Origin of the sequence: Frigoribacterium sp. Leaf263 (assembly GCF_001422285.1) — a bacterium.
Classification (GTDB): Bacteria; Actinomycetota; Actinomycetes; order Actinomycetales; family Microbacteriaceae; genus Frigoribacterium.
Map to the genome: position 1 here is coordinate 313444 of NZ_LMMO01000003.1, position 19174 is coordinate 332617.

17 protein-coding genes and 1 tRNA gene are annotated in these 19174 nt (G+C 71.6%); 11 read left to right on the forward strand and 7 right to left on the reverse strand.

Annotated features, from left to right (window positions below):
• Positions 1 to 44 precede the first annotated feature (44 nt).
• The 7 genes from ASF17_RS05490 to serA all read left to right on the forward strand — a co-directional run bounded on the left by ASF17_RS05490 (position 45) and on the right by serA (position 7380).
• Entirely contained in the window at positions 45 to 1931 is a 1887-nt protein-coding gene (locus tag ASF17_RS05490) for an acetolactate synthase large subunit (protein ID WP_082475205.1), read from the forward strand.
• Positions 1928 to 2434, forward strand: a complete 507-nt coding sequence (gene ilvN, locus ASF17_RS05495; protein ID WP_055796290.1) for an acetolactate synthase small subunit — start codon at positions 1928 to 1930, stop codon at positions 2432 to 2434. Before ASF17_RS05490 ends, ilvN begins: the two co-directional genes overlap by 4 nt.
• Positions 2435 to 2526: 92 nt before the next feature.
• Positions 2527 to 3552, forward strand: a complete 1026-nt coding sequence (ilvC, locus tag ASF17_RS05500; RefSeq protein ID WP_055796293.1) for a ketol-acid reductoisomerase — start codon at positions 2527 to 2529, stop codon at positions 3550 to 3552.
• A 168-nt stretch (positions 3553 to 3720) separates the two neighbouring features.
• Complete coding sequence (locus ASF17_RS05505) at positions 3721 to 4860, forward strand: mannitol-1-phosphate 5-dehydrogenase (RefSeq protein WP_055796296.1); 1140 nt, start codon at positions 3721 to 3723, stop codon at positions 4858 to 4860.
• On the forward strand, positions 4857 to 5294 hold the full coding sequence (locus tag ASF17_RS05510) for a hypothetical protein (protein WP_055796299.1): 438 nt from the start codon (positions 4857 to 4859) through the stop codon (positions 5292 to 5294). Before ASF17_RS05505 ends, ASF17_RS05510 begins: the two co-directional genes overlap by 4 nt.
• Positions 5291 to 5674, forward strand: coding sequence for a hypothetical protein (locus ASF17_RS05515; protein WP_055796302.1), 384 nt, complete (start codon positions 5291 to 5293; stop codon positions 5672 to 5674). Before ASF17_RS05510 ends, ASF17_RS05515 begins: the two co-directional genes overlap by 4 nt.
• Positions 5675 to 5790: 116 nt before the next feature.
• The gene (gene serA / locus ASF17_RS05520; protein ID WP_055796305.1) at positions 5791 to 7380 is read left to right on the forward strand and encodes a phosphoglycerate dehydrogenase; all 1590 of its coding nucleotides are present in this window, start codon (positions 5791 to 5793) and stop codon (positions 7378 to 7380) included.
• Positions 7381 to 7480: 100 nt separating this feature from the next.
• On the opposite strand, the gene ASF17_RS05525 is transcribed toward serA, so the two are convergent.
• The 5 genes from ASF17_RS05525 to ASF17_RS15240 all read right to left on the reverse strand — a co-directional run bounded on the left by ASF17_RS05525 (position 7481) and on the right by ASF17_RS15240 (position 12059).
• Positions 7481 to 8116 carry an MBL fold metallo-hydrolase gene (locus ASF17_RS05525; protein ID WP_055796308.1) on the reverse strand — a complete coding sequence of 212 codons (636 nt, stop codon included), beginning with the start codon at positions 8114 to 8116 and terminating at the stop codon, positions 7481 to 7483.
• Positions 8117 to 8328: 212 nt separating this feature from the next.
• Complete coding sequence (locus tag ASF17_RS05530; protein WP_055796311.1) at positions 8329 to 8556, reverse strand: hypothetical protein; 228 nt, start codon at positions 8554 to 8556, stop codon at positions 8329 to 8331.
• Between the two features lie 165 nt (positions 8557 to 8721).
• A complete protein-coding gene (locus ASF17_RS05535) occupies positions 8722 to 9702 on the reverse strand; it encodes an alpha/beta hydrolase (RefSeq protein WP_055796314.1) in 981 nt (326 codons plus the stop codon).
• Positions 9695 to 11254, reverse strand: coding sequence for an MFS transporter (locus ASF17_RS05540; RefSeq protein ID WP_055798281.1), 1560 nt, complete (start codon positions 11252 to 11254; stop codon positions 9695 to 9697). The genes ASF17_RS05535 and ASF17_RS05540 overlap by 8 nt, the downstream gene beginning before the upstream one ends.
• Positions 11255 to 11699: 445 nt before the next feature.
• Positions 11700 to 12059 (reverse strand): AraC family ligand binding domain-containing protein, encoded by a 360-nt coding sequence (locus ASF17_RS15240; RefSeq protein ID WP_082475093.1) that lies wholly within the window; start codon positions 12057 to 12059, stop codon positions 11700 to 11702.
• Positions 12060 to 12332: 273 nt separating this feature from the next.
• Here ASF17_RS15240 and ASF17_RS05550 point away from each other — a divergent pair.
• Positions 12333 to 12405: transfer RNA gene (locus ASF17_RS05550), tRNA-Glu, on the forward strand.
• Positions 12406 to 12524: 119 nt separating this feature from the next.
• Here the strand turns inward: ASF17_RS05550 and ASF17_RS05555 are convergent.
• Positions 12525 to 14039, reverse strand: a complete 1515-nt coding sequence (locus ASF17_RS05555) for a PQQ-binding-like beta-propeller repeat protein (protein WP_055796316.1) — start codon at positions 14037 to 14039, stop codon at positions 12525 to 12527.
• Positions 14036 to 15556, reverse strand: a complete 1521-nt coding sequence (locus ASF17_RS05560; protein ID WP_055796320.1) for an outer membrane protein assembly factor BamB family protein — start codon at positions 15554 to 15556, stop codon at positions 14036 to 14038. The genes ASF17_RS05555 and ASF17_RS05560 overlap by 4 nt, the downstream gene beginning before the upstream one ends.
• Positions 15557 to 15737: 181 nt before the next feature.
• On the opposite strand from ASF17_RS05560, the gene leuC reads away from it, so the two are divergent.
• The 3 genes from leuC to murA are packed head-to-tail and all read left to right on the forward strand — an operon-like array spanning position 15738 to position 19171.
• Complete coding sequence (gene leuC / locus ASF17_RS05565; RefSeq protein WP_055796323.1) at positions 15738 to 17207, forward strand: 3-isopropylmalate dehydratase large subunit; 1470 nt, start codon at positions 15738 to 15740, stop codon at positions 17205 to 17207.
• Entirely contained in the window at positions 17207 to 17803 is a 597-nt protein-coding gene (gene leuD / locus ASF17_RS05570; protein ID WP_055796326.1) for a 3-isopropylmalate dehydratase small subunit, read from the forward strand. The genes leuC and leuD overlap by 1 nt, the downstream gene beginning before the upstream one ends.
• Complete coding sequence (gene murA, locus ASF17_RS05575; protein WP_055796327.1) at positions 17804 to 19171, forward strand: UDP-N-acetylglucosamine 1-carboxyvinyltransferase; 1368 nt, start codon at positions 17804 to 17806, stop codon at positions 19169 to 19171. It begins immediately after the preceding gene.
• The last annotated feature ends 3 nt before the right edge of the window (positions 19172 to 19174 follow it).

The following is a 19174-nucleotide window of genomic DNA, read 5'->3' on the forward strand; positions in this document are numbered from 1 at the left end:
CCCGTCATCACCGTCACATCACCACGAACAGGAACCCGGCACTCATGCCCTCCGAAACGACGCCACTGCCCGGAGCCACGACCCGTGCCTCCGGTCGCGCGAACAGCCCGGCCGCGACCACCGCGCCTCCCGTCCTGACGGGCTCCGGCGCGATCCTCAAATCGCTCGAGAACCTCGGGGTCACCGACGTCTTCGGTCTTCCCGGCGGCGCGATCATCCCGTTCTACGACGAGCTGATGGCCTCGACGGCGATCCGGCACATCCTCGTCCGGCACGAGCAGGGCGCCGGTCACGCGGCCGAGGGCTACGCCGCCTCGTCCGGCCGCCTGGGCGTGGCGATCGCCACCTCCGGCCCTGGCGCGACGAACCTCGTGACGGCGATCGCCGACGCCTACATGGACTCCGTGCCGCTCCTGGCGATCACCGGTCAGGTCTTCTCGACCCTCATGGGGACGGACGCCTTCCAGGAGGCCGACATCGTGGGGATCACGATGCCGATCACCAAGCACTCGTTCCTCGTGACGAAGCCCGAAGACGTCCCCGCCACGCTGGCGGCCGCCTACCAGATCGCCACGACGGGTCGCCCCGGACCGGTGCTGGTCGACATCACGAAAGACGCGCAGCAGAACAGCGCGCCGTTCATCTGGCCGCCCGTCGTCGACCTGCCGGGCTACCGTCCGGTCACCAAGGCCCACGGCAAGCAGATCACGGCCGCGGCGCAGATGATCGCCGAGGCGAAGCAGCCCGTCTTCTACGTCGGCGGCGGCGTCATCCGCGCCGGCGCGTCGGCCGAGCTGAAGACGCTCGTCGAGGCCACCGGGGCCCCTGTGGTCACGACGCTCATGGCCCGCGGCGCGTTCCCCGACTCGCACGACCAGCACCTCGGCATGCCGGGCATGCACGGCACGGTCCCGGCCGTGCTCGGCCTCCAGGAGAGCGACCTGATCATCGCGCTCGGCGCCCGATTCGACGACCGGGTCACGGGCAAGGCCGATCTCTTCGCCCCGAACGCGAAGGTCGTGCACGTCGACATCGACCCGGCCGAGATCTCGAAGATCCGCTTCGCGGACGTGCCCATCGTCGGCGACGCCAAGATCGTCATCCCCGACCTCACGAGCGCCTTCGCCGAGGTGACCGGCGGCGTCCGCCCCGACATCTCCGCCTGGTGGGAGCACCTGAACGGTCTGCGCGAGCAGTTCCCGCTCGGCTACACCGAGCCCGACGACGGGCTCCTCTCGCCTCAGGGCGTCATCAAGCGCATCGGCGAGCTCTCGGGCCCCGAGGCGGTCTACGCCTCCGGGGTGGGTCAGCACCAGATGTGGTCGGCGCAGTTCATCCAGTACGAGCGTCCGCACGCCTGGTTGAACTCCGGAGGCGCGGGGACGATGGGCTACTCGGTCCCGGCCGCCATGGGTGCGAAGGTCGCCCAGCCCGACCGCGTGGTCTGGGCCATCGACGGCGACGGCTGCTTCCAGATGACCAACCAGGAGCTCGCGACCTGCGTCATCAACGACATCCCCATCAAGGTCGCGATCATCAACAACTCGTCGCTCGGCATGGTCCGCCAGTGGCAGACGCTCTTCTACGAGGGTCGCCACTCGTTCACCGACCTCAACACCGGGCACGAGACGCGCATGGTGCCCGACTTCGTCAAGCTGGCCGACGCCTACGGCGCCCTCGGCATCCGGGTCCGCCGTGAGGACGAGGTCGACGCCGCCATCAAGCTCGCCCTCGAGACCAACGACCGCCCCGTGGTCATCGACTTCGTCGTCAGCCGCGACGCCATGGTGTGGCCGATGGTGCCTCAGGGCGTCTCGAACTCCGAGATCCAGCACGCCCGCGCCCTCGCCCCCGAGTGGGACGACGAGGCACCCGGCACCAGCGCCTCCGACACCACCCGCGACGGCGACATGACAGGAGAGCACGCATGAGCCACGTCCTGAGCCTGCTGGTCGAAGACAAGCCCGGTCTGCTGACCCGCGTCGCCGGTCTCTTCGCCCGCCGCGGCTTCAACATCGAGAGCCTCGCCGTGGGCAAGAGCGAACTCGAGGGCTTCAGCCGCATCACGGTCGTCGTCGACGTCGAGGAGCTGCCGCTCGAGCAGGTCACGAAGCAGCTGAACAAGCTGGTCAACGTGATCAAGATCGTCGAGCTCGACTACTCGCAGTCCGTGCAGCGCGAGCACATGCTCATCAAGGTGCGGGTCGACAACACGACCCGCTCGCAGGTGCTGGAGGCGGTGACGCTGTTCCGCGCGTCGGTCGTCGACGTCTCGACCGACTCCCTCGTGATCGAGGTCACCGGCGACACGGGCAAGACGACCGCCCTGCTGCGGGTGCTCGAGCCCTACGGCGTGAAGGAGATCTCGCAGTCCGGGCTCCTGGCCATCGGCCGCGGCGCCAAGTCGATCACCGACCGCGTCTTCAAGAACTAGACGGGCGCGGCGCGGTCGACCTGCGCCTCCTCGTCATCCCATCAACCGACATCCCCACCGACATCCGTCGACAACCGAGGAGAATCACCACTGTGACTGAAATCGTCTACGACAACGACGCCGACCTGTCGATCATCCAGGGCAAGAAGGTCGCCGTCATCGGCTACGGCTCGCAGGGTCACGCGCACGCGCTCAACCTCCGCGACTCGGGCGTCGAGGTCGTCGTCGGCCTGAAGGAGGGCTCGAAGAGCCGCGCCAAGGCCGAAGAGGCCGGCTTCACCGTTCAGACCCCCGCCGAGGCGTCCGCCTGGGGCGACGTCATCGTCATCCTCGCGCCCGACCAGGTTCAGCGTCACGTCTACGCCGACGACATCGCTCCGAACCTCGCCGACGGCAAGGCCCTCGTCTTCGGGCACGGCTTCAACATCCGCTTCGGCTACATCGAGGCGCCCGAGGGCGTCGACGTCGTCCTCGTCGCCCCCAAGGGCCCGGGTCACACGGTCCGCCGCGAGTTCGAGGCAGGCCGCGGCGTCCCCGTCATCGTCGCCGTCGAGAAGGACGCCTCGGGCGCCGCCTGGGATCTCGCGTGGTCTTACTCGAAGGGCATCGGCGGCCTCCGCGCCGGCGGCATCAAGACCACCTTCACGGAAGAGACCGAGACCGACCTGTTCGGCGAGCAGGCCGTGCTCTGCGGCGGCACCTCGCAGCTCATCCAGTACGGCTTCGAGACCCTGACCGAGGCCGGCTACCAGCCGCAGATCGCCTACTTCGAGGTCCTGCACGAGCTCAAGCTCATCGTCGACCTCATCTGGGAGGGCGGCCTGGCCAAGCAGCGCTGGAGCGTCTCCGACACGGCCGAGTACGGCGACTACGTCTCGGGCCCTCGCGTCATCACCCCCGACGTCAAGGACAACATGAAGGCCGTCCTCGCCGACATCCAGTCGGGCGCGTTCGCGAAGCGCTTCATCGACGACCAGGACGCCGGCGCCCCCGAGTTCGTCGCCCTGCGCAAGAAGGGCGAGGAGCACCCCATCGAGGCCACCGGCCAGGAGCTCCGCGCCCTGTTCGCCTGGAAGCAGCAGGACAGCGACTACGTCGACGGCAGCGCTGCGCGCTGACGCCGACGCAGTCGGGGCGACGCTGGCCGTATCGGTCGGCTCCGCCGACGGGCGACGGCAGCGCTGCGCGCTGACGCCTCCGAGTCATCCCGAGAGGGCCTCGCACCGGACGTTGCGGGGCCCTCTCGGCGTCCGCCCGCACGGCGACGCCGTGGCATGATCTAAGGCATGGCAGAGAGCAAGACAGCAGTCCACTTCGGCGCCGGCAACATCGGCCGCGGCTTCGTCGCCCAGTTCCTCCACGCGAGCGGCTACGAGGTCGTCTTCGCCGACGTGAACGACGACCTGATCGGCTCGCTCCAGTCGCAGTCGTCCTTCGAGGTGCACGAGGTGGGCGAAGACAGCCGCGTCACCGTCGTCGACGGCTACCGGGCCATCAACAGCCGGTCCGACGAGGCGGCGCTCGTCGCCGAGATCGCGACCGCCGCCATCGTCACCACGGCCGTCGGAGCCCGGATCCTCCCCTTCGTCGCGCCCGTGATCGCCAAGGGCCTCGCCGCCCGCGACGCCGCCCTGCCGCCGCTCGCCGTCATCGCGTGCGAGAACGCCATCAACGCCACCGACTCGCTCGCCGCGGCCGTGCGAGAGCACGACCCCGCCGAGAACGCCGTCTTCGCGAACTGCGCCATCGACCGCATCGTCCCCGAGCAGGCCGGCGGCACCCTCGACGTCACCATCGAGTCCTTCTTCGAATGGGTGGTCGAGAGCACGCCGTTCGGCGACTCGCGTCCCGAGATCGAGGGCGTCACCTGGGTCGACGATCTCGAGCCCTTCATCGAGCGCAAGCTGTTCACCGTCAACACGGCTCATGCCGCGGCCGCCTATCACGGGTTCCGTCGCGGTCTCGCGAGCATCCGCGAAGCCCTCGACGACGCCGAGGTGATGACCGAGGTGCGGGGCGTCCTGTCCGAGACCAAGTCGCTGCTGGTGGCCAAGCACGGTCTCGATGCGGACGCGCAGCAGGCCTACATCGAGAAGAACCTCGTCCGCATCGCCAACCCCCACCTCCCCGACACGACCGAGCGCGTGGGGCGGAACCCCCTCCGCAAGCTCAGCCGGCACGAGCGCTTCGTCGGGCCCGCGGCTCAGCTGGCCGAGCGCGGCCTTCCCTCCGACGCTCTCGTCCGGGCCGTCGGCGCCGCCCTCGACTTCTCGGTCGCCGACGACGTCGAGAGCGTCGAGCTGCAGGCGCTGCTCAGCTCCGGTCTCTCCGCCGACGAGCTGACGACGACGCTCACGGGGGTCCTGACCGACCACCCCCTGTTCCCGGCACTGCGCGACGCCGTCGCGGCCAAGACGTCGGCATGACGTCGAGCCGGCCCGAGCCGGTCGACGGCGACGACGAGGCCCTCAGCTGGGGTGACGAGCTCGACGCGAGTCACGTCGACGGGCCGGCGCGGGCCGGCGAGCCCGGGCCCGACGACCGACCCGACGACCCCGCCGCGGTCAAGCCCATGAGCTCGGCGGCCCTGATCGGCCACGGGATCCTGGGGGGAGCCCTCCTCCTCTGCGCCGTGGGCTGGGTCACCCTCATGGGTCGCTTCACGTACACCTTCGACACGCCCTTCGCCACGGGCCTCTGGCGCTTCGGCGTCGTCGTCGCGGTCGCCGCCCCGGTGCTCTGGTTCGCGGCGACGATCGCGGTCGTCCCGGCGGCGGCGAGCCGTCGGCGTCTCGTCGCGCTGCTGATCGGCGTGCTGATCGTGGCCCCCTGGCCGCTGCTCGTCGGGGTGGGCGCATGAGCCGCGCACGTGGTGACGCGACGGGTGCTCCCCGCCGCGACCGCGCCTCCTCGGTGGTCGTCGTCGCTCTGGTGATCCTGTTCGGGCTGCTGTTCGCCTACGACCTCGTCGAGGCCGTCACGAACCTCATCTCGGTGCCGAACGAGGCCCGGTACGCGAACAACGACTTCTACGCCGAGAACGGCCTCGACGGGCTGGTGGCGTCGCCGCCGTGGTTCGCCCTCGTCGCGAACGTCGCCCTGCCACCCGCAGCCTTCGTCGCAGCCCTGGTCGTCGCCCGCCGTCGCGCACTGCCCGTCGTCGTGCTGGTGCTGTTCGCGGCCCTCGGTGCGGTCGCGGCCCTCAGCCTGACGATCACGGCCTACGTCCAGAGCATCTGACCCGCCCCGCCGACCCGGGGCGTCACATGGCGGGGGAGTCGATAGAGTGACGACAGCCGCGCCCACGGCGCGTCGCGGCCGTCCCCCCGAACTCTCTCTTTAAGGACCTCGTCTCCGTGGCAAAGCCCGTCGTGTTGATCGCAGAAGAACTCTCACCCGCAACCGTCGAGGCCCTCGGTCCCGACTTCGACGTGCGATCGGTCGACGGCACCGATCGTCCGGCCCTCCTCACGGCGCTGGCCGAGGCCGATGCGGTGCTCGTCCGATCGGCGACCCAGGTCGACGCCGAGGCCATCGCCGCCGCGCCGAACCTCAAGGTCGTCGCCCGCGCCGGCGTCGGGCTCGACAACGTCGACATCAAGGCGGCGACGACCGCCGGCGTCATGGTCGTGAACGCGCCGACCTCGAACATCGTCTCGGCCGCCGAGCTGACCGTCGGTCACATCCTGAGCCTCGCGCGTCACATCCCCGCGGCGCACGCCGCCCTGGCCCAGGGTCAGTGGAAGCGCTCGAAGTACACCGGCGTCGAGCTCTTCGAGAAGACCGTCGGCATCGTGGGTCTGGGTCGCATCGGCGCCCTGATCACCGCCCGTCTGCAGGCGTTCGGCGTGAACGTCGTCGCCTACGACCCCTACGTCACCCCGGCGCGAGCCCAGCAGCTCGGGGTCACGCTGCTCTCGCTCGACGATCTGCTGGCCACGGCCGACTTCGTCACCATCCACATGCCGAAGACCCCCGAGACGACCGGCATGATCGGCCTCGAGCAGATGAAGGCCATGAAGAAGAGCGCGTTCGTCGTGAACGTGGCCCGCGGCGGTCTGATCGACGAAGACGCCCTCTACGAGGCGCTGACCACGGGCGAGATCGCCGGCGCCGGTCTCGACGTCTTCGTCTCCGAGCCCCCCGTCGACCAGCGGCTCCTCGGTCTCGAGAACGTCGTCGTCACCCCGCACCTCGGCGCCTCGACGTCCGAGGCGCAAGAGAAGGCGGGCGTCTCGGTCGCCCGCTCGGTGCGCCTGGCGCTCGGCGGCGAGCTCGTGCCCGATGCCGTAAACGTGGCGGGCGGCGTCATCGACCCCTACGTGCGCCCCGGCATCGGTCTCGTCGAGAAGATCGGCCAGGTCTTCTCGGGTCTCGCCGACAGCCCGCTCACGAGCGTCGACGTCGAGGTGCGCGGCGACCTCGTCGAGTACGACGTCAGCGTCCTGAAGCTCGCGGCCCTGAAGGGCATCTTCACGAACATCGTGAGCGAATCGGTCAGCTACGTGAACGCGCCCCTGCTCGCCGAGCAGCGGGGCATCACCGTCCGTCTGCTCACCGATCCGGCGAGCGACGAGTACCGCAACGTGATCACCCTCCGCGGCTCGCTCAGCGACGGGTCGCAGATCTCGGTCTCGGGCACGCTGACCGGCACGAAGCAGGTCGAGAAGATCGTCGAGATCAACGGCTACGACGTCGAGGTGCCTCTCGCGAAGCACCACATCGTCATGGTCTACGGCGACCGACCCGGCATCGTCGCGGTCTACGGGCGCGAGTTCGGCGAGGCCGGCATCAACATCGCCGGCATGCAGATCGCCCGTCGCAGCGCCGGCGGACAGGCGCTCAGCGTCCTGACCATCGACAGCCCGGCCCCCGACGACCTGGTCGAGAAGGTCCGGGTCGCCATCGACGCCGAGCTGCTGCGCGAGATCGACATCACGCTCTAGCCTCTCCCTAAGACGACGGGCCGCCCGCCCCCGTATCGAGGGGCGGGCGGTCCGTCGTCTCGCGGTCGGGCGACCGAGACCGGGCCGAGGAGGCGCGGCGTCAGATCTCGAGGGATTCGTGCGCCGCCAGCAGCACGGCCCGCCCGCCGACCGACTCGGCGCTCGACCGGAGCCGGTCGAAGTGCATGGCGAGCCCGGCGTCGCTGAGGGTGCGCTCGTGCGTGGGGAACACGGTGGTCGCGCCGACGGCGGTGACGTAGTCCATGGCCTCCGAGATCTTCAACCACGGAGCGCCCACGGGAGCGGCGAGGGTCTCGACGGCGACGGGTGGGACGGTGAACGCGTCGCCCGGGTAGAAGAGCCGACCGTCGACGAGCACGCCGACGTTGTCGATGACGGGGATGGACTCGTGGATGACGGCGTGGCGTGAGCCGTGGAACGCGAGGTCGAACGGGCCGACCTCGATCGTTTCGCCGTCCGCCACGACGTGCACGTCGAAGTCGGCCGCCGCCGAGGCGACGCCGGCCGGACCGTAGATCGTCATGCCCGGGTTCGTCGCCAGCAGGTGGCCGAGCTGGTCGGGTGTCCAGTGGTCGGGGTGCTCGTGCGTCACGACGACGGCGTCGACGTCGGCCACGTCGATCATCGGCGAGCCGAACGAGCCGGGGTCGACGACCAGGCGCCGCCCCTCGATCTCGATGATCAGGCAGGCGTGTTCGAGTTTGGTGAGGCGCATGGGCGCGACTGTACGCCCCGAGGCTCGTGCATCGGAGACGCCCGGGTCGACGTGCGGCTGCCCGGGGAGTGCGGCGGGGTGCCTCGTCAGCTCAGGGGGTCTTCGGGGGTCGCAGCGCTGATCTCCGCACATGGGGCGTCGAGACGGGGACGCTCGGCGGAGCGCCGGCGCGGGGTGAGGTCATGTGATGCGCTCACGCTCACCACCGTGGGTCAGGCGGAGTTCTTGCCGCCGGCGGACCATGACGTGCCCCCGGCCTCCCCTCGGATGCCGGCGGCCCGGCGTTCGGCATCGGCGTGGGCCCGAAGACCGGCCCCGGGGTCGGCGCCGTCGAGACGCTCGGCCGTCAGACGGTCGCGGCGTTCGCGCAGGACGAGCGCGATCGTGGCCGCGACGATGACGACGACGATCAGGATGATGACGACTGCGGCTGTGTTCATGATGTCCCCCTCAGGATCGACCAAGACTGCCGCCTCGTTCCCGGTGACCGCAAGTGGTGATCTCGAATCGGACCGACCGGGCCCGACACGGGAGCGACCACAGGGTCCGGTGCCTCTCCTCGGCTGCCGGGCTGGTGGGCAGCTCGGTTCGCCCCCTTCCTCCGGTCAGGGCGTCGTGCCGAGGAGGCGCTCGGTCCAGTCGCGGAGAGCGGCGACGGCCCTGCGAGACAGGGTCGCTTCCGGCATCATGCTCGTCGACCCGTGGAACGCCCCGGGCCACACGTGCAACTCCGCCTGGACGCCCGCCGCCCAGAGCGCGGTGGCGTAGGCGACGGTCTCGTCGCGGAACACCTCGGTGCTGCCGCAGTCCAGGTACGCCGGCGGCAGGCCGGCGAGATCGGTCGCACGGCCCGGAGCGGCGTGGATCGACACATCGTCTCCGCCGCGACGGTGGCCGAGGTAGGCGTCCCAGCCGAACCGGGTCATCTCGCGGTCGGCGACGCCCACCCCGTCGAACTGCCGGGCGGAGAGGGTCGCATCGCGATCGTCGAGCATGGGGCTGACGAGCACCTGCCCGACGACCGCCGGCCCGTTCCTGTCGCGGGCGAGGAGCGCCGTGCCCGCCGCGAGTCCGGCGCCGGCGCTCTGGCCGACGAGGACGATCCGCTCCGGGTCGATGCCGAGCTCGTGGGCGTGCTCGGCGGTCCAGACCAGGCCGGCGTAGCAGTCCTCGACCGGGTACGGGTCGGGGTGCTCCGGGGCGAGACGGTAATCGGGGCTGACCAGGACGACGTCGTGCACGAGCAGCCAGTCGTCGTACGAATCGAGATCGCCGAGGTGGTGACCGAACATCATGCCGCCCCCGTGGACGGCGAAGGCGCAGGCCGCCGTCCCGGTGCGGCCGATGCGCTGGACGACCGCGAGGGCGATCGGGTCGCCGAGGTGCCCGGGCACGGTGATGCTGCGCCTCTCGAGACCGCGAGCTCGCAGTCCTTCGTCGAGCTGCGCCTCCGTCATGTCCAGCTGTCGCATCCCCGGCAGCATCCCGGTCTCGAGCCGGAAGCGGCCGCGGGCGTCCATCGCCTCCAGGAAGGGCACGAACTCGGGGTCGAACGGCGGGCGGGGCAGGGGGATGGTGTCAGGCACGGGAGGACTCCTCGGCAGGGGTGGCGATGGCGGTCGCAGGGGCGGATGCGGTCGAAGGGGCAGGGGTGGTCGATCCGGCGGGGGTGGCCGTGCTGGCCGGCGCGTCGGACGTCCGCGCCCGCAGCATGCCGACCGCGACGAGCACGGCGGCGACGGCCGCGAGGCCGAGCCCGGCGATGGTGAGGGCGTCCTCGAATCCTGAGAGACGCGGGGCCGTCCACGGGACGGTCGTGATGCTCCCGGTGACGAACGCGGCGACGATGGTTCCCGCGGCGGCGACCGCGACCCCGCCGGCGAGCTCGCTCGAGGTGTCGACGAGGGCCGCGCCCATCGAGGTGCGGTCGACGGGGAGGCCCGTGAGCACGGAGGCGCCTGCGACGACGCCGACGACGCGCATGCCGGCGGCGACGAGCACGAGCGCGACGAGCACCCAGACGTACCCGTGACGACTCAGGGCGCCGAAGACCACGAGGCCCGACACGACCGTGACCGCGCTGACCCATGCGGCGCGGCTCAGGCCGACCCGCTGCACGAACGGCCCCACGAGGCGCCCTCCGGCCAGGAGCACGACGACCTGCGGCGACGTGCCGACGGCGGCGAGGGCCGGCGGCCAGCCCCAGGCGAACTGCAGCTGCAGCGTCACGAGGTACGACATCCCGGCGACGGCGAGGCCCGACGCGGCCTTGAACGCCAGCCCGCTCGACACCAGGGGGCGGGCGAGCAGACGCAGGTCGACCACCGGGTGCCGCGCGGTCCGCACGCGCACGACGAATCCGACCCCGCATGCGACGGTCAGGGCGCCGGCGACCCACCCCCACGAGGAGGCGGTGGTCGCCCCCACGACGACGGTCGGCGTCACGAGCAGCCCCGTCACGGTCGCGGCCCCGAGCAGAGCGCCGCCCACGTCGACGGGGTCGTGCCGCAGCCCCGCGGGTGCATCCGGAGCGACTCCGGATCGGATGCCGACGAACGCCAGCGCGGCGATCGGCACGTCGGCCAGCAGCAGCACCTGCCACGGAGCGATGGCGAGCACGAACCCGCCGACGGTCGGGCCGACGGCCAGGCCGACGAGCCCCGCGGTCGAGATCACCGTCAGGGCCCGCACGCGCAGGCCCTCGTCGTCGAACAGCCGGAACGCCAGCGCCATCGACCCGGGGGTGGTCATCGCCGCGGCGACACCCGTCAGCACCCGGACGGCGATGAGCTGCTCGGTGGTCGTGACCGCCACGGTCGCGAGGCTCGCCACGGCGAGGAGCGCGAGGCCGACGAGCATCACCCGGCGGCGTCCCACCCGGTCGGCGACGGCGCCGAAGAGCAGCATGAGCGCGCCGAAGGCGACCGCGTAGGCGCCGGACACCCACTGCAGCCCCGTGGTCGACGAGCCCAGCTCGCGGCCGATCGTCGGCAGCGCGACGTTCAGCACCGAGGTGTCGAGCATCTCGAACAGGAACACCGCGGACAGCCCGGCCAGGGCGATCGACGCATCGGACAGCCGGGGAGGCGCGTCGGCGGCGACCCGCCGGCCGCGGGGGAGAGAGGGGCTGGGTGGCACGAGACGCACTCCTTCTGGGAAGAAGTGGCGACTCGTTCGATGCCGCGTGCAGGTGCGTCGCAGAGCGCGACGCCTTTTACCTCGGTGACGTGAACGATACACCGGCTGCTGCGGAAGGCGGACTCCACTCTTGATCGAGCCTTCAGCCGCGAACGTCCGGTCCCGCCCGGGCGGTATCGGACGGCCTCGCGCGCCGGGTGCTCCGCCTGCGATCGCGACGGATGACGCGCTGGTCCTGCTCGGGGTGACGGGCGCGCTCGAATCGAGCAGCGCGTCGTGCCCCAGGGAGGCCCCGGCGATCCGCCCGACTCGAGGAGGTGTCGGTCAGTCGTCGCTCTCGGCGACTCTCGCGAGGGTGTCGCTGCTGAAGCTGGTCATCGATTCTCCTTCCCTGTCGCGCACCGTCCAGGAGCGGCACGGAGCGGCAGGCCCGTGTCTGCACTTCTCATCTGCCCGCGAAGTCGTCGTCGGTGATGTGCTCGAGCCAGGTGGTGGTGCTGGCCGGGTCGTCGCCGTTCTCGAGCATCGCGATGTGCTCCATGAAGACGCCGGGGGCGGCGGCATGGAAGTGCTCCTGGCCGGGCGGGGTGTAGATCGTCTGACCGGGGTGGACGTCGATGATCCGACCGTCGCGGGTGCCGAAGCGGCCGACGCCGGCGGTGATCAGGCTGCGGTCGCGTGCGGACAGTTCCGCGCGGTTCCAGACGTCCTCGAAGAGGACGTCGTCGGTGAGGGCGGCGAGCTTCGGGGCGAAGTCCCCGAACACGTTCCGTCCGCCCCCGACCTGCTTGGGCTGGTCTGCCATCACTCTTCTCCTGCCTGGTGCGTGCTCGACGATGTCGTCATCGCCTGGATGCCACGAAACCCCGGACGGGAGTCCTGAGGGAGGCACTGATGTGACACCCTTCGCCGAGCCGCTCGTCGCGGGCGAGTCGTCAGTCGTCGGTGTACCCGGACGAGATGCTGCGAGGGTGTGCCTGACGGGACACCCCCGTGGGGGCCTCAGGCTCGCGCCGCGCCGTCGGCTCGATTTGTGCGGCGCTCGACAGCTGTGGCATACTCGACGAGTTGCAAATACGGCCCCATCGTATAGCGGCCTAGTACGTCGCCCTCTCACGGCGGTAACACGGGTTCGAATCCCGTTGGGGTCACAACCACGAAACCCGCTCAGCTCCGGCTGAGCGGGTTTCGTCGTCTCCCCGCGCCTGCGGGCCGCCGGCACCCGGCACCGGCACCCGGCACCCCCGAGAACCGCCGCCCGCTCGGTCCGTCACCGCGAGGGCACGACGTTCCGGGCCGTCCCCTCCAGCAGACGGGCCACCCCGTCCACGTCGACCTCGACGAAGCGCCCGGCCCAGGTGCCGATCTGCAGCTGACCCGCGAACGACCACAGCGTCTCGCCCGTCGCGAGGTCGAACCCGACGAGGGTCGAGCGCCCGCCCGAGCTGCCGAAGGCGAGGGCGTACCCGACGGTGCGCGACGCGGCGACCACCACCGCGCCGTCCGGCAGGGCGATGGTCGCGCGGGCGGCCCCGGTCTCGCCGTCGAGGGCGACGACCGACTGCGGGCCGGCGCCGGGTGCGGTGACGGTGGCGTACACCGTGTCGTCGGTCTGCCCGGGCAGCCCGTCGGCGCTCGAGGCCCCGTCCGCCGGCCTCGACCACCGCACCTCCCCGGTGCTCCAGTCGACGCAGCTGAGCTGGTCGTCGCTCAGATCGGTGACGGTGAGGCACGTCCGCGACGTCGAGTACGAGCCCGACGCCGCCGGGGTGGAGCTCCAGAGCGGCCGTCCGTCGAAGTCGACGGCGGCGAAGCCCCGGTCGACGCCGCGGACCGGCCCCACGATCGAGTCCGGGCGGGCGACGTAGCCCCCGAGCGCGGCGAGGTCCCCGCGCCACGGGGTCTCGCGACCGTCGAGTCCGACCTGTACCGTGCCTCCCGGGCGGGCGACCACGAGGCGGTCCGGCAGAGCGAGGGCCTGGCCCTCGAGACTCCCGGGGCCGGCCCAGAGCACGAGGTCGAGATCGCGGACGTCGCGCAGCTGGAACGCGAACGTCGCGCCCTCGGCCGTCTGCCCGCCGGTCATCACCGTCCGGCCCGCCGTCTGGAACTGCTCCGAGTCGACCGTCGTCACCGGCGCCGTCCGCTGCCTCAGCTCACCGGTGGTCGCGTCGAGGGTGACGAGGACCGTCTGGCCGCCCGCCCGGGCCCGCACCACGACGATGCGGGCGTCGTCGACGACCGTGGCCGACGCGAGCTCCACCGGGCCCCGCAGCCCGAGCGCCTGGAGGTCGTCGGCCACGTCGTACACCCACAGCACGCGCCCGAGGTCGGTGTCGAACGACGCCAGTCGAGTGCCCACGCCCGCCGTGGCCCCGCCGCAGTCGCCGTCGTTGGCGAAGCCGTAGGTCCACGCGCCGGCCGCGCGCAGCAGCACCCGACGATCGTCGATCGGCTCGTCCCGGAACCGCAGGCACTCCGCCGGCGTCCCGGGCGCGAGCGCGGCACCGAGGTCGATCGACCAGCCGGTGGCCGTCGGGGCCTCCCGCAGGTCGTCCACCGCGACGCCGCGCCACGGCGGGTCCGCCCCGTACCGCGGCTGCCCGGGCACGAGCGCGACGATCACGACGACGGTGACGATCACGCCGACGAGGTAGGCGGTCGCGATGCGGCGGGCCGAGGAGGCGCGGTGCCAGCGCGAACGGAGGCGACCGCTCGGTCGACGGGACGTCCGTCGGGCGCCGGCGCGCGCCTCCTCGGCTCGCCGGTCGGGCGGCCGGATCATGAGGTCGCCCCGATCCGCTGACCGCCGCCGAGCCGTCGAGCGACGCCCACCCCGTCGACCTCGACGAGCGCCCCGCCCCAGAACGAGACGCTGCCGGCCGAACGGAGCGTCCAGAGCGGGCGCCCCGAGGCGGCGTCGTGGGCGGCCACGGCCCTGCTCTGCGGCGAGGAGCCCATCGCCAGGTAGACGACGGTGCGCGAGGCCGCCACGACCGTCTCGAGATCACCCGCGGGCACGTCGAACACCGACCGCCCGGTGAGGCCGTCGAGCGCCGTGAGCCGCGGTCGACCGTCGCGACGGGCGATGCCGTAGACGTCGTCGGACACCTGGCCGGGCACCCCGCGGGCCGTCGTGGCCGCACCGTCGACGGACCAGCGCGTCGTGCCGTCGGAGGGCCGCAGGCACGTCGTCGTGTCGTCGTCGGAGGTCACGAGCAGGCACCCGCGCGTCGCGGCGATCGAGCGGGCGTCGAGGGGGCGCGCCCATCGGGCGGCGCCGTCGCGGTCGAGCGCCGAGACGACGCGGCCGCCCGGGCCGGAGCGCACGGCGAACAGATCGTCGTCGCCGCCCGGTGCCGGTGAGCCGGCCGCCACCAGATCGGGACTCGATCGGTACGGCGTCATCTCGCCGGTGCGCCCGTCGACCCTGATCGAGCGTCCCTCGATGGGCACGACGAGGGCGCCGGGCACCAGCAGGGGGGTGCGGCCCCGATCCGCCGACCCGCGCCAGACCGGCACGGTCAGCGCGGCGGCGTCGACGAGCGCGTAGGCGTCGGGGTCGCCGACCGCGGCCGCCGCCGAGCGCAGCTGGAGGCGGCCGAGCGTGGCGACGCTGACGCTCGGCAGGTCGCGGCGTTCGCGGGCGGTCTCGAGGTGGCGTCCGTCGTCGAGCGCCAGCGCCGCCTGGACGAGCCCCCGGTCGGACTGCGTCTGCACGAGCACGCGGCCCGCCGCCGGCACCACCTGGGCCGACGGGATGCTCGTCGGGTCGGCGTCGGGGACGTCCTCGACGAGGTCGTGCACCCAGAGGGCGAGTCCCGTCCGGACGTCGACGAGGGCGACGCGGCTCGTGTCGTGGGCGAACGCGGCGGTGCGGCACTCGGCGGCCTCCGCGAGATCGTCGGCGCGGAGGTCCACGTCGGCTTCGAGGTCGAGGTCGATCGAGGTGGTGACGGCGACGAGACCGGACTCGGCGGGGGACGGCCAGAGGTGCACGCAGTGCGCGGGCGCCTCGGGGGCCAGCAGCGCCGCGAGGTCGAGCGACCAGAGGGTCTCGCCCGGCGCCGAGCGCAGGTCGTCGACGACGAGTCCGCGCCACGGCGGCTCCGCGCCGTACTCGGGGTCGGCCGCCCACCCCGCGACCAGCACGATGGCCGTGGCGACGAGCAGCGCCAGGTAGCCCCCGAGGAGGCGCGGAGCGCGTCGACCGCGGACGGCGCGCAGCCGTCGCGCCGGGTCGCGCGCGGGGACGGGCAGGGGGTCGGACACGAGCGGGTCGACCTCCTCGTCGAGCGGCACCGCCGGTGCGTCCGACGACTGCCGTCATGGTATTCGGAGCCGGCCGCGTCGGTGCTCGCCCGTCCGCCGGGAATGGGCGGACCGGCCCCGCGCGTTGCCCCCCGAGACCGAGGACCCGCGCCCGACGCTGGCGTAGACTTCGACGATCATCCGAGCAGCAGACATCGAGAGAGGTGGGCCCGTGGGTAGAACGCTGGCCGAGAAAGTATGGGACGACCACGTGGTCGTCAAGGGCGAAGACGGCGCCCCCGACCTTCTCTACATCGATCTCCACCTCGTCCACGAGGTCACGAGCCCGCAGGCCTTCGACGGCCTCCGTCAGGCCGGGCGGCCGCTGCGTCGCACCGATCTGACGATCGCGACCGAAGACCACAACACGCCCACGCTGGCGATCGACCGGCCGATCGCCGATCTGACCAGCCGCACGCAGATCGAGACCCTGCGCCGCAACACGGCCGAGTTCGGCGTGCGTCTGCACCCTCTCGGCGATGCCGAGCAGGGCATCGTCCACGTCGTCGGCCCGCAGCTGGGCCTGACGATGCCCGGCATCACCGTGGTCTGCGGCGACTCGCACACCTCGACGCACGGGGCCTTCGGCGCCATGGCGTTCGGCATCGGCACGAGCGAGGTCGAGCACGTCATGGCGACGCAGACCCTGCCCCTCAAGCCCTTCAAGACGATGGCGGTGACGGTCGAGGGCACCCTCCGGCCCGGTGTCACGGCGAAGGACATCATCCTGGCCGTCATCGCCCAGATCGGCACGGGCGGCGGTCAGGGCTACGTGCTCGAGTACCGCGGCAGCGCGATCCGCTCCCTCTCGATGGAGGGGCGGATGACGATCTGCAACATGTCCATCGAGGCCGGCGCCCGCGCGGGCATGGTCGCCCCCGACCAGACCACCTACGACTACCTCCGGGGTCGCCAGCACGCCCCCGAGGGGGCCGACTGGGACGACGCGGTGGCCTACTGGGACACCCTCCCGACCGACGACGACGCCGTCTTCGACGCCGAGATCTTCCTCGACGCCGACGAGCTCGAGCCGTTCGTCACCTGGGGCACGAACCCGGGTCAGGGCGTCTCGCTGAGCGACTCCGTGCCCGACCCGGCGGCGATCGTCGACCCGAACGAGCGCGCCGCGGCATCGCGGGCCCTCGAGTACATGGCCCTCGAGGCCGGCACGGCCATGAAGGACATCGCCGTCGACGCCGTCTTCATGGGGTCGTGCACGAACAGCCGCATCGAGGACCTGCGCGCCTTCGCCTCGATCATCCGCGGGCGCACGAAGGCCGAGGGCGTGCGGGTGATGGTGGTGCCGGGGTCCGCGCGGGTGCGGCTCGAGGCCGAGGCCGAGGGTCTCGACAAGGTGTTCACCGACTTCGGGGCCGAGTGGCGATTCGCCGGCTGCTCGATGTGCCTCGGCATGAACCCCGACCAGCTGGCCCCGGGCGAGCGCTGCGCGTCGACCTCGAACCGCAACTTCGAGGGGCGGCAGGGCAAGGGCGGTCGCACCCACCTGGTCTCGCCGCTCGTCGCGGCGGCGACCGCCGTCCGCGGCACGCTGTCGTCCCCGTGGGATCTCGCCTCCGACACCCCGATCGGCGACGCCCTCGCCGAACGCCTGACCGGCACCCCCGCAGGAGGCGCGCTCTGATGGAGAAGTTCACCACCGTCACCGGGGTGGCGGCGCCGCTGAAGCGGTCGAACGTCGACACCGACCAGATCATCCCGGCCGAGTTCCTCAAGCGGGTGACGAAGACGGGATTCGAAGACGCCCTGTTCTTCTCCGCCCGTCAAGACCCCGACTTCGTCCTCAACCGACCCGAGTACCAGGGCGCCCGCGTCCTGATCGCCGGGCCGGACTTCGGCACGGGCTCGAGCCGCGAGCACGCCGTCTGGGCCCTCCGCGACTTCGGCTTCGACGTCGTCCTGAGCGCCCGCTTCGGTGACATCTTCCGCGGCAACTCGGGCAAGCAGGGGCTCCTCGCCGCCATGGTCGCCGAAGACGACATCGAGCGCCTGTGGGCCGCGGTCGAGGCCTCGCCCGGGGTCGAGATCACGGTCGACCTCGCGTCGCAACGCGCCACGCTCGGCGACCTGTCAGTCCCGTTCGAGGTCGATGCTTACACTAAGTGGCGACTCCTCGAAGGCCTGGACGACATCGGCCTGACCCTCCGCGACGAAGCGGCCATCACAGAATTCGAATCCCGCCGCGCCGCCTGGCGCCCGAAGACATTGCCGGTGAAGTAAGTGAACTCGCTCATCCAAGACGCAGCAGCAGCCGGGGCCCGTGTGGGCCTCAAGTCCGACGAGATCGTCATCCGCGGCGGCAAGCCGCTGATCGGTCGCATCGAGGTGCGCGGCGCCAAGAACCTGGCGACCAAGGCCATGGTCGCGGCCCTCCTGGGCGATACTCCGAGCATCCTGCGCGATGTGCCCGACATCAGCGACGTCAACGTCGTCCGCGGGCTGCTCTCCGTCCACGGCGTCCGCATCACCGACCCCGCTCGCGGCGAGATGATCCTCGACCCGTCGAACGTCGAGTCGGCCCACTTCGCCGAGATCGACGCGCATGCCGGCTCGAGCCGCATCCCGATCCTCTTCTGCGGCCCGCTGCTGCACCGCCTCGGCGAGGCCTTCATCCCCGATCTCGGAGGGTGCCGCATCGGCGACCGCCCGATCGACTTCCACCTCGACGCCCTCCGCGCCTTCGGCGCCGTCGTCGACAAGTCGTACAACGGCATCCACCTCACCGCGCCGAACGGTCTCGCCGGTGCGAACATCGAGCTGCCCTACCCGAGCGTCGGGGCGACCGAGCAGGTCCTGCTCACGGCGGTCCTCGCGACCGGCGTGACCGAGCTGCGCAACGCGGCCATCGAGCCCGAGATCATGGACCTCATCGCCATCCTCCAGAAGATGGGCGCGATCGTCTCCGTCGAGCCGAACCGCGTGATCTTCATCGAGGGCGTCGAGAAGCTCCGCGGGTACACGCACCGCGCGATCAACGACCGCAACGAGGCCGCCAGCTGGGCCGCCGCGGCCCTGGCCACCAAGGGCGACATCTTCGTCGAGGGCGCCGACCAGAAGGACCTGATGACGTTCCTCAACGTCTTCCGCAAGGTCGGCGGCGACTTCGACGTCCACGAGGACGGCATCCGCTTCTTCCACCCCGGTGGCGACCTCAAGCCGGTCGTCGTCGAGACCGACGTCCACCCCGGCTTCATGACCGACTGGCAGCAGCCGCTCATCGTGGCCCTCACGCAGGCGCAGGGCACGTCGATCGTGCACGAGACCGTCTACGAGAACCGCTTCCAGTTCACCGAGGCGCTCAACGACATGGGCGCCGACATCACGGTGCACAAAGACGGACTCCCCGGTCACGACCGACGCGTCGCCCGTCGTGAGTTCGAGCAGGCCGCGGTCATCAACGGCCCGACGGCGCTGCACGGGGCCGACATCCGCGTCCCCGATCTGCGGGGCGGCTTCAGCCACCTGATCGCCGCGCTGACCGCCGAGGGCGAGTCGAAGATCAGCAACGTCGGCATCATCAGTCGCGGTTACGAGCACTTCATCGCGAAGCTCCGCAAGCTGGGCGCCGACTTCGACTTCAAGGGCTGATCC

Bases quoted from the DNA above. Each gene is read 5' to 3' on its own strand.
- ASF17_RS05490 (WP_082475205.1), top strand. From the start codon at position 45: ATGCCCTCCGAAACGACGCCACTGCCCGGAGCCACGACCCGTGCCTCC.
- ilvN (WP_055796290.1), top strand. From the start codon at position 1,928: ATGAGCCACGTCCTGAGCCTGCTGGTCGAAGACAAGCCCGGTCTGCTG.
- ASF17_RS05505 (WP_055796296.1), top strand. From the start codon at position 3,721: ATGGCAGAGAGCAAGACAGCAGTCCACTTCGGCGCCGGCAACATCGGC.
- ASF17_RS05510 (WP_055796299.1), top strand. From the start codon at position 4,857: ATGACGTCGAGCCGGCCCGAGCCGGTCGACGGCGACGACGAGGCCCTC.
- ASF17_RS05515 (WP_055796302.1), top strand. From the start codon at position 5,291: ATGAGCCGCGCACGTGGTGACGCGACGGGTGCTCCCCGCCGCGACCGC.
- ASF17_RS05525 (WP_055796308.1), bottom strand. From the start codon at position 8,116: ATGCGCCTCACCAAACTCGAACACGCCTGCCTGATCATCGAGATCGAG.
- ASF17_RS05530 (WP_055796311.1), bottom strand. From the start codon at position 8,556: ATGAACACAGCCGCAGTCGTCATCATCCTGATCGTCGTCGTCATCGTC.
- ASF17_RS15240 (WP_082475093.1), bottom strand. From the start codon at position 12,059: ATGGCAGACCAGCCCAAGCAGGTCGGGGGCGGACGGAACGTGTTCGGG.
- ASF17_RS05555 (WP_055796316.1), bottom strand. From the start codon at position 14,039: ATGATCCGGCCGCCCGACCGGCGAGCCGAGGAGGCGCGCGCCGGCGCC.
- leuD (WP_055796326.1), top strand. From the start codon at position 17,207: ATGGAGAAGTTCACCACCGTCACCGGGGTGGCGGCGCCGCTGAAGCGG.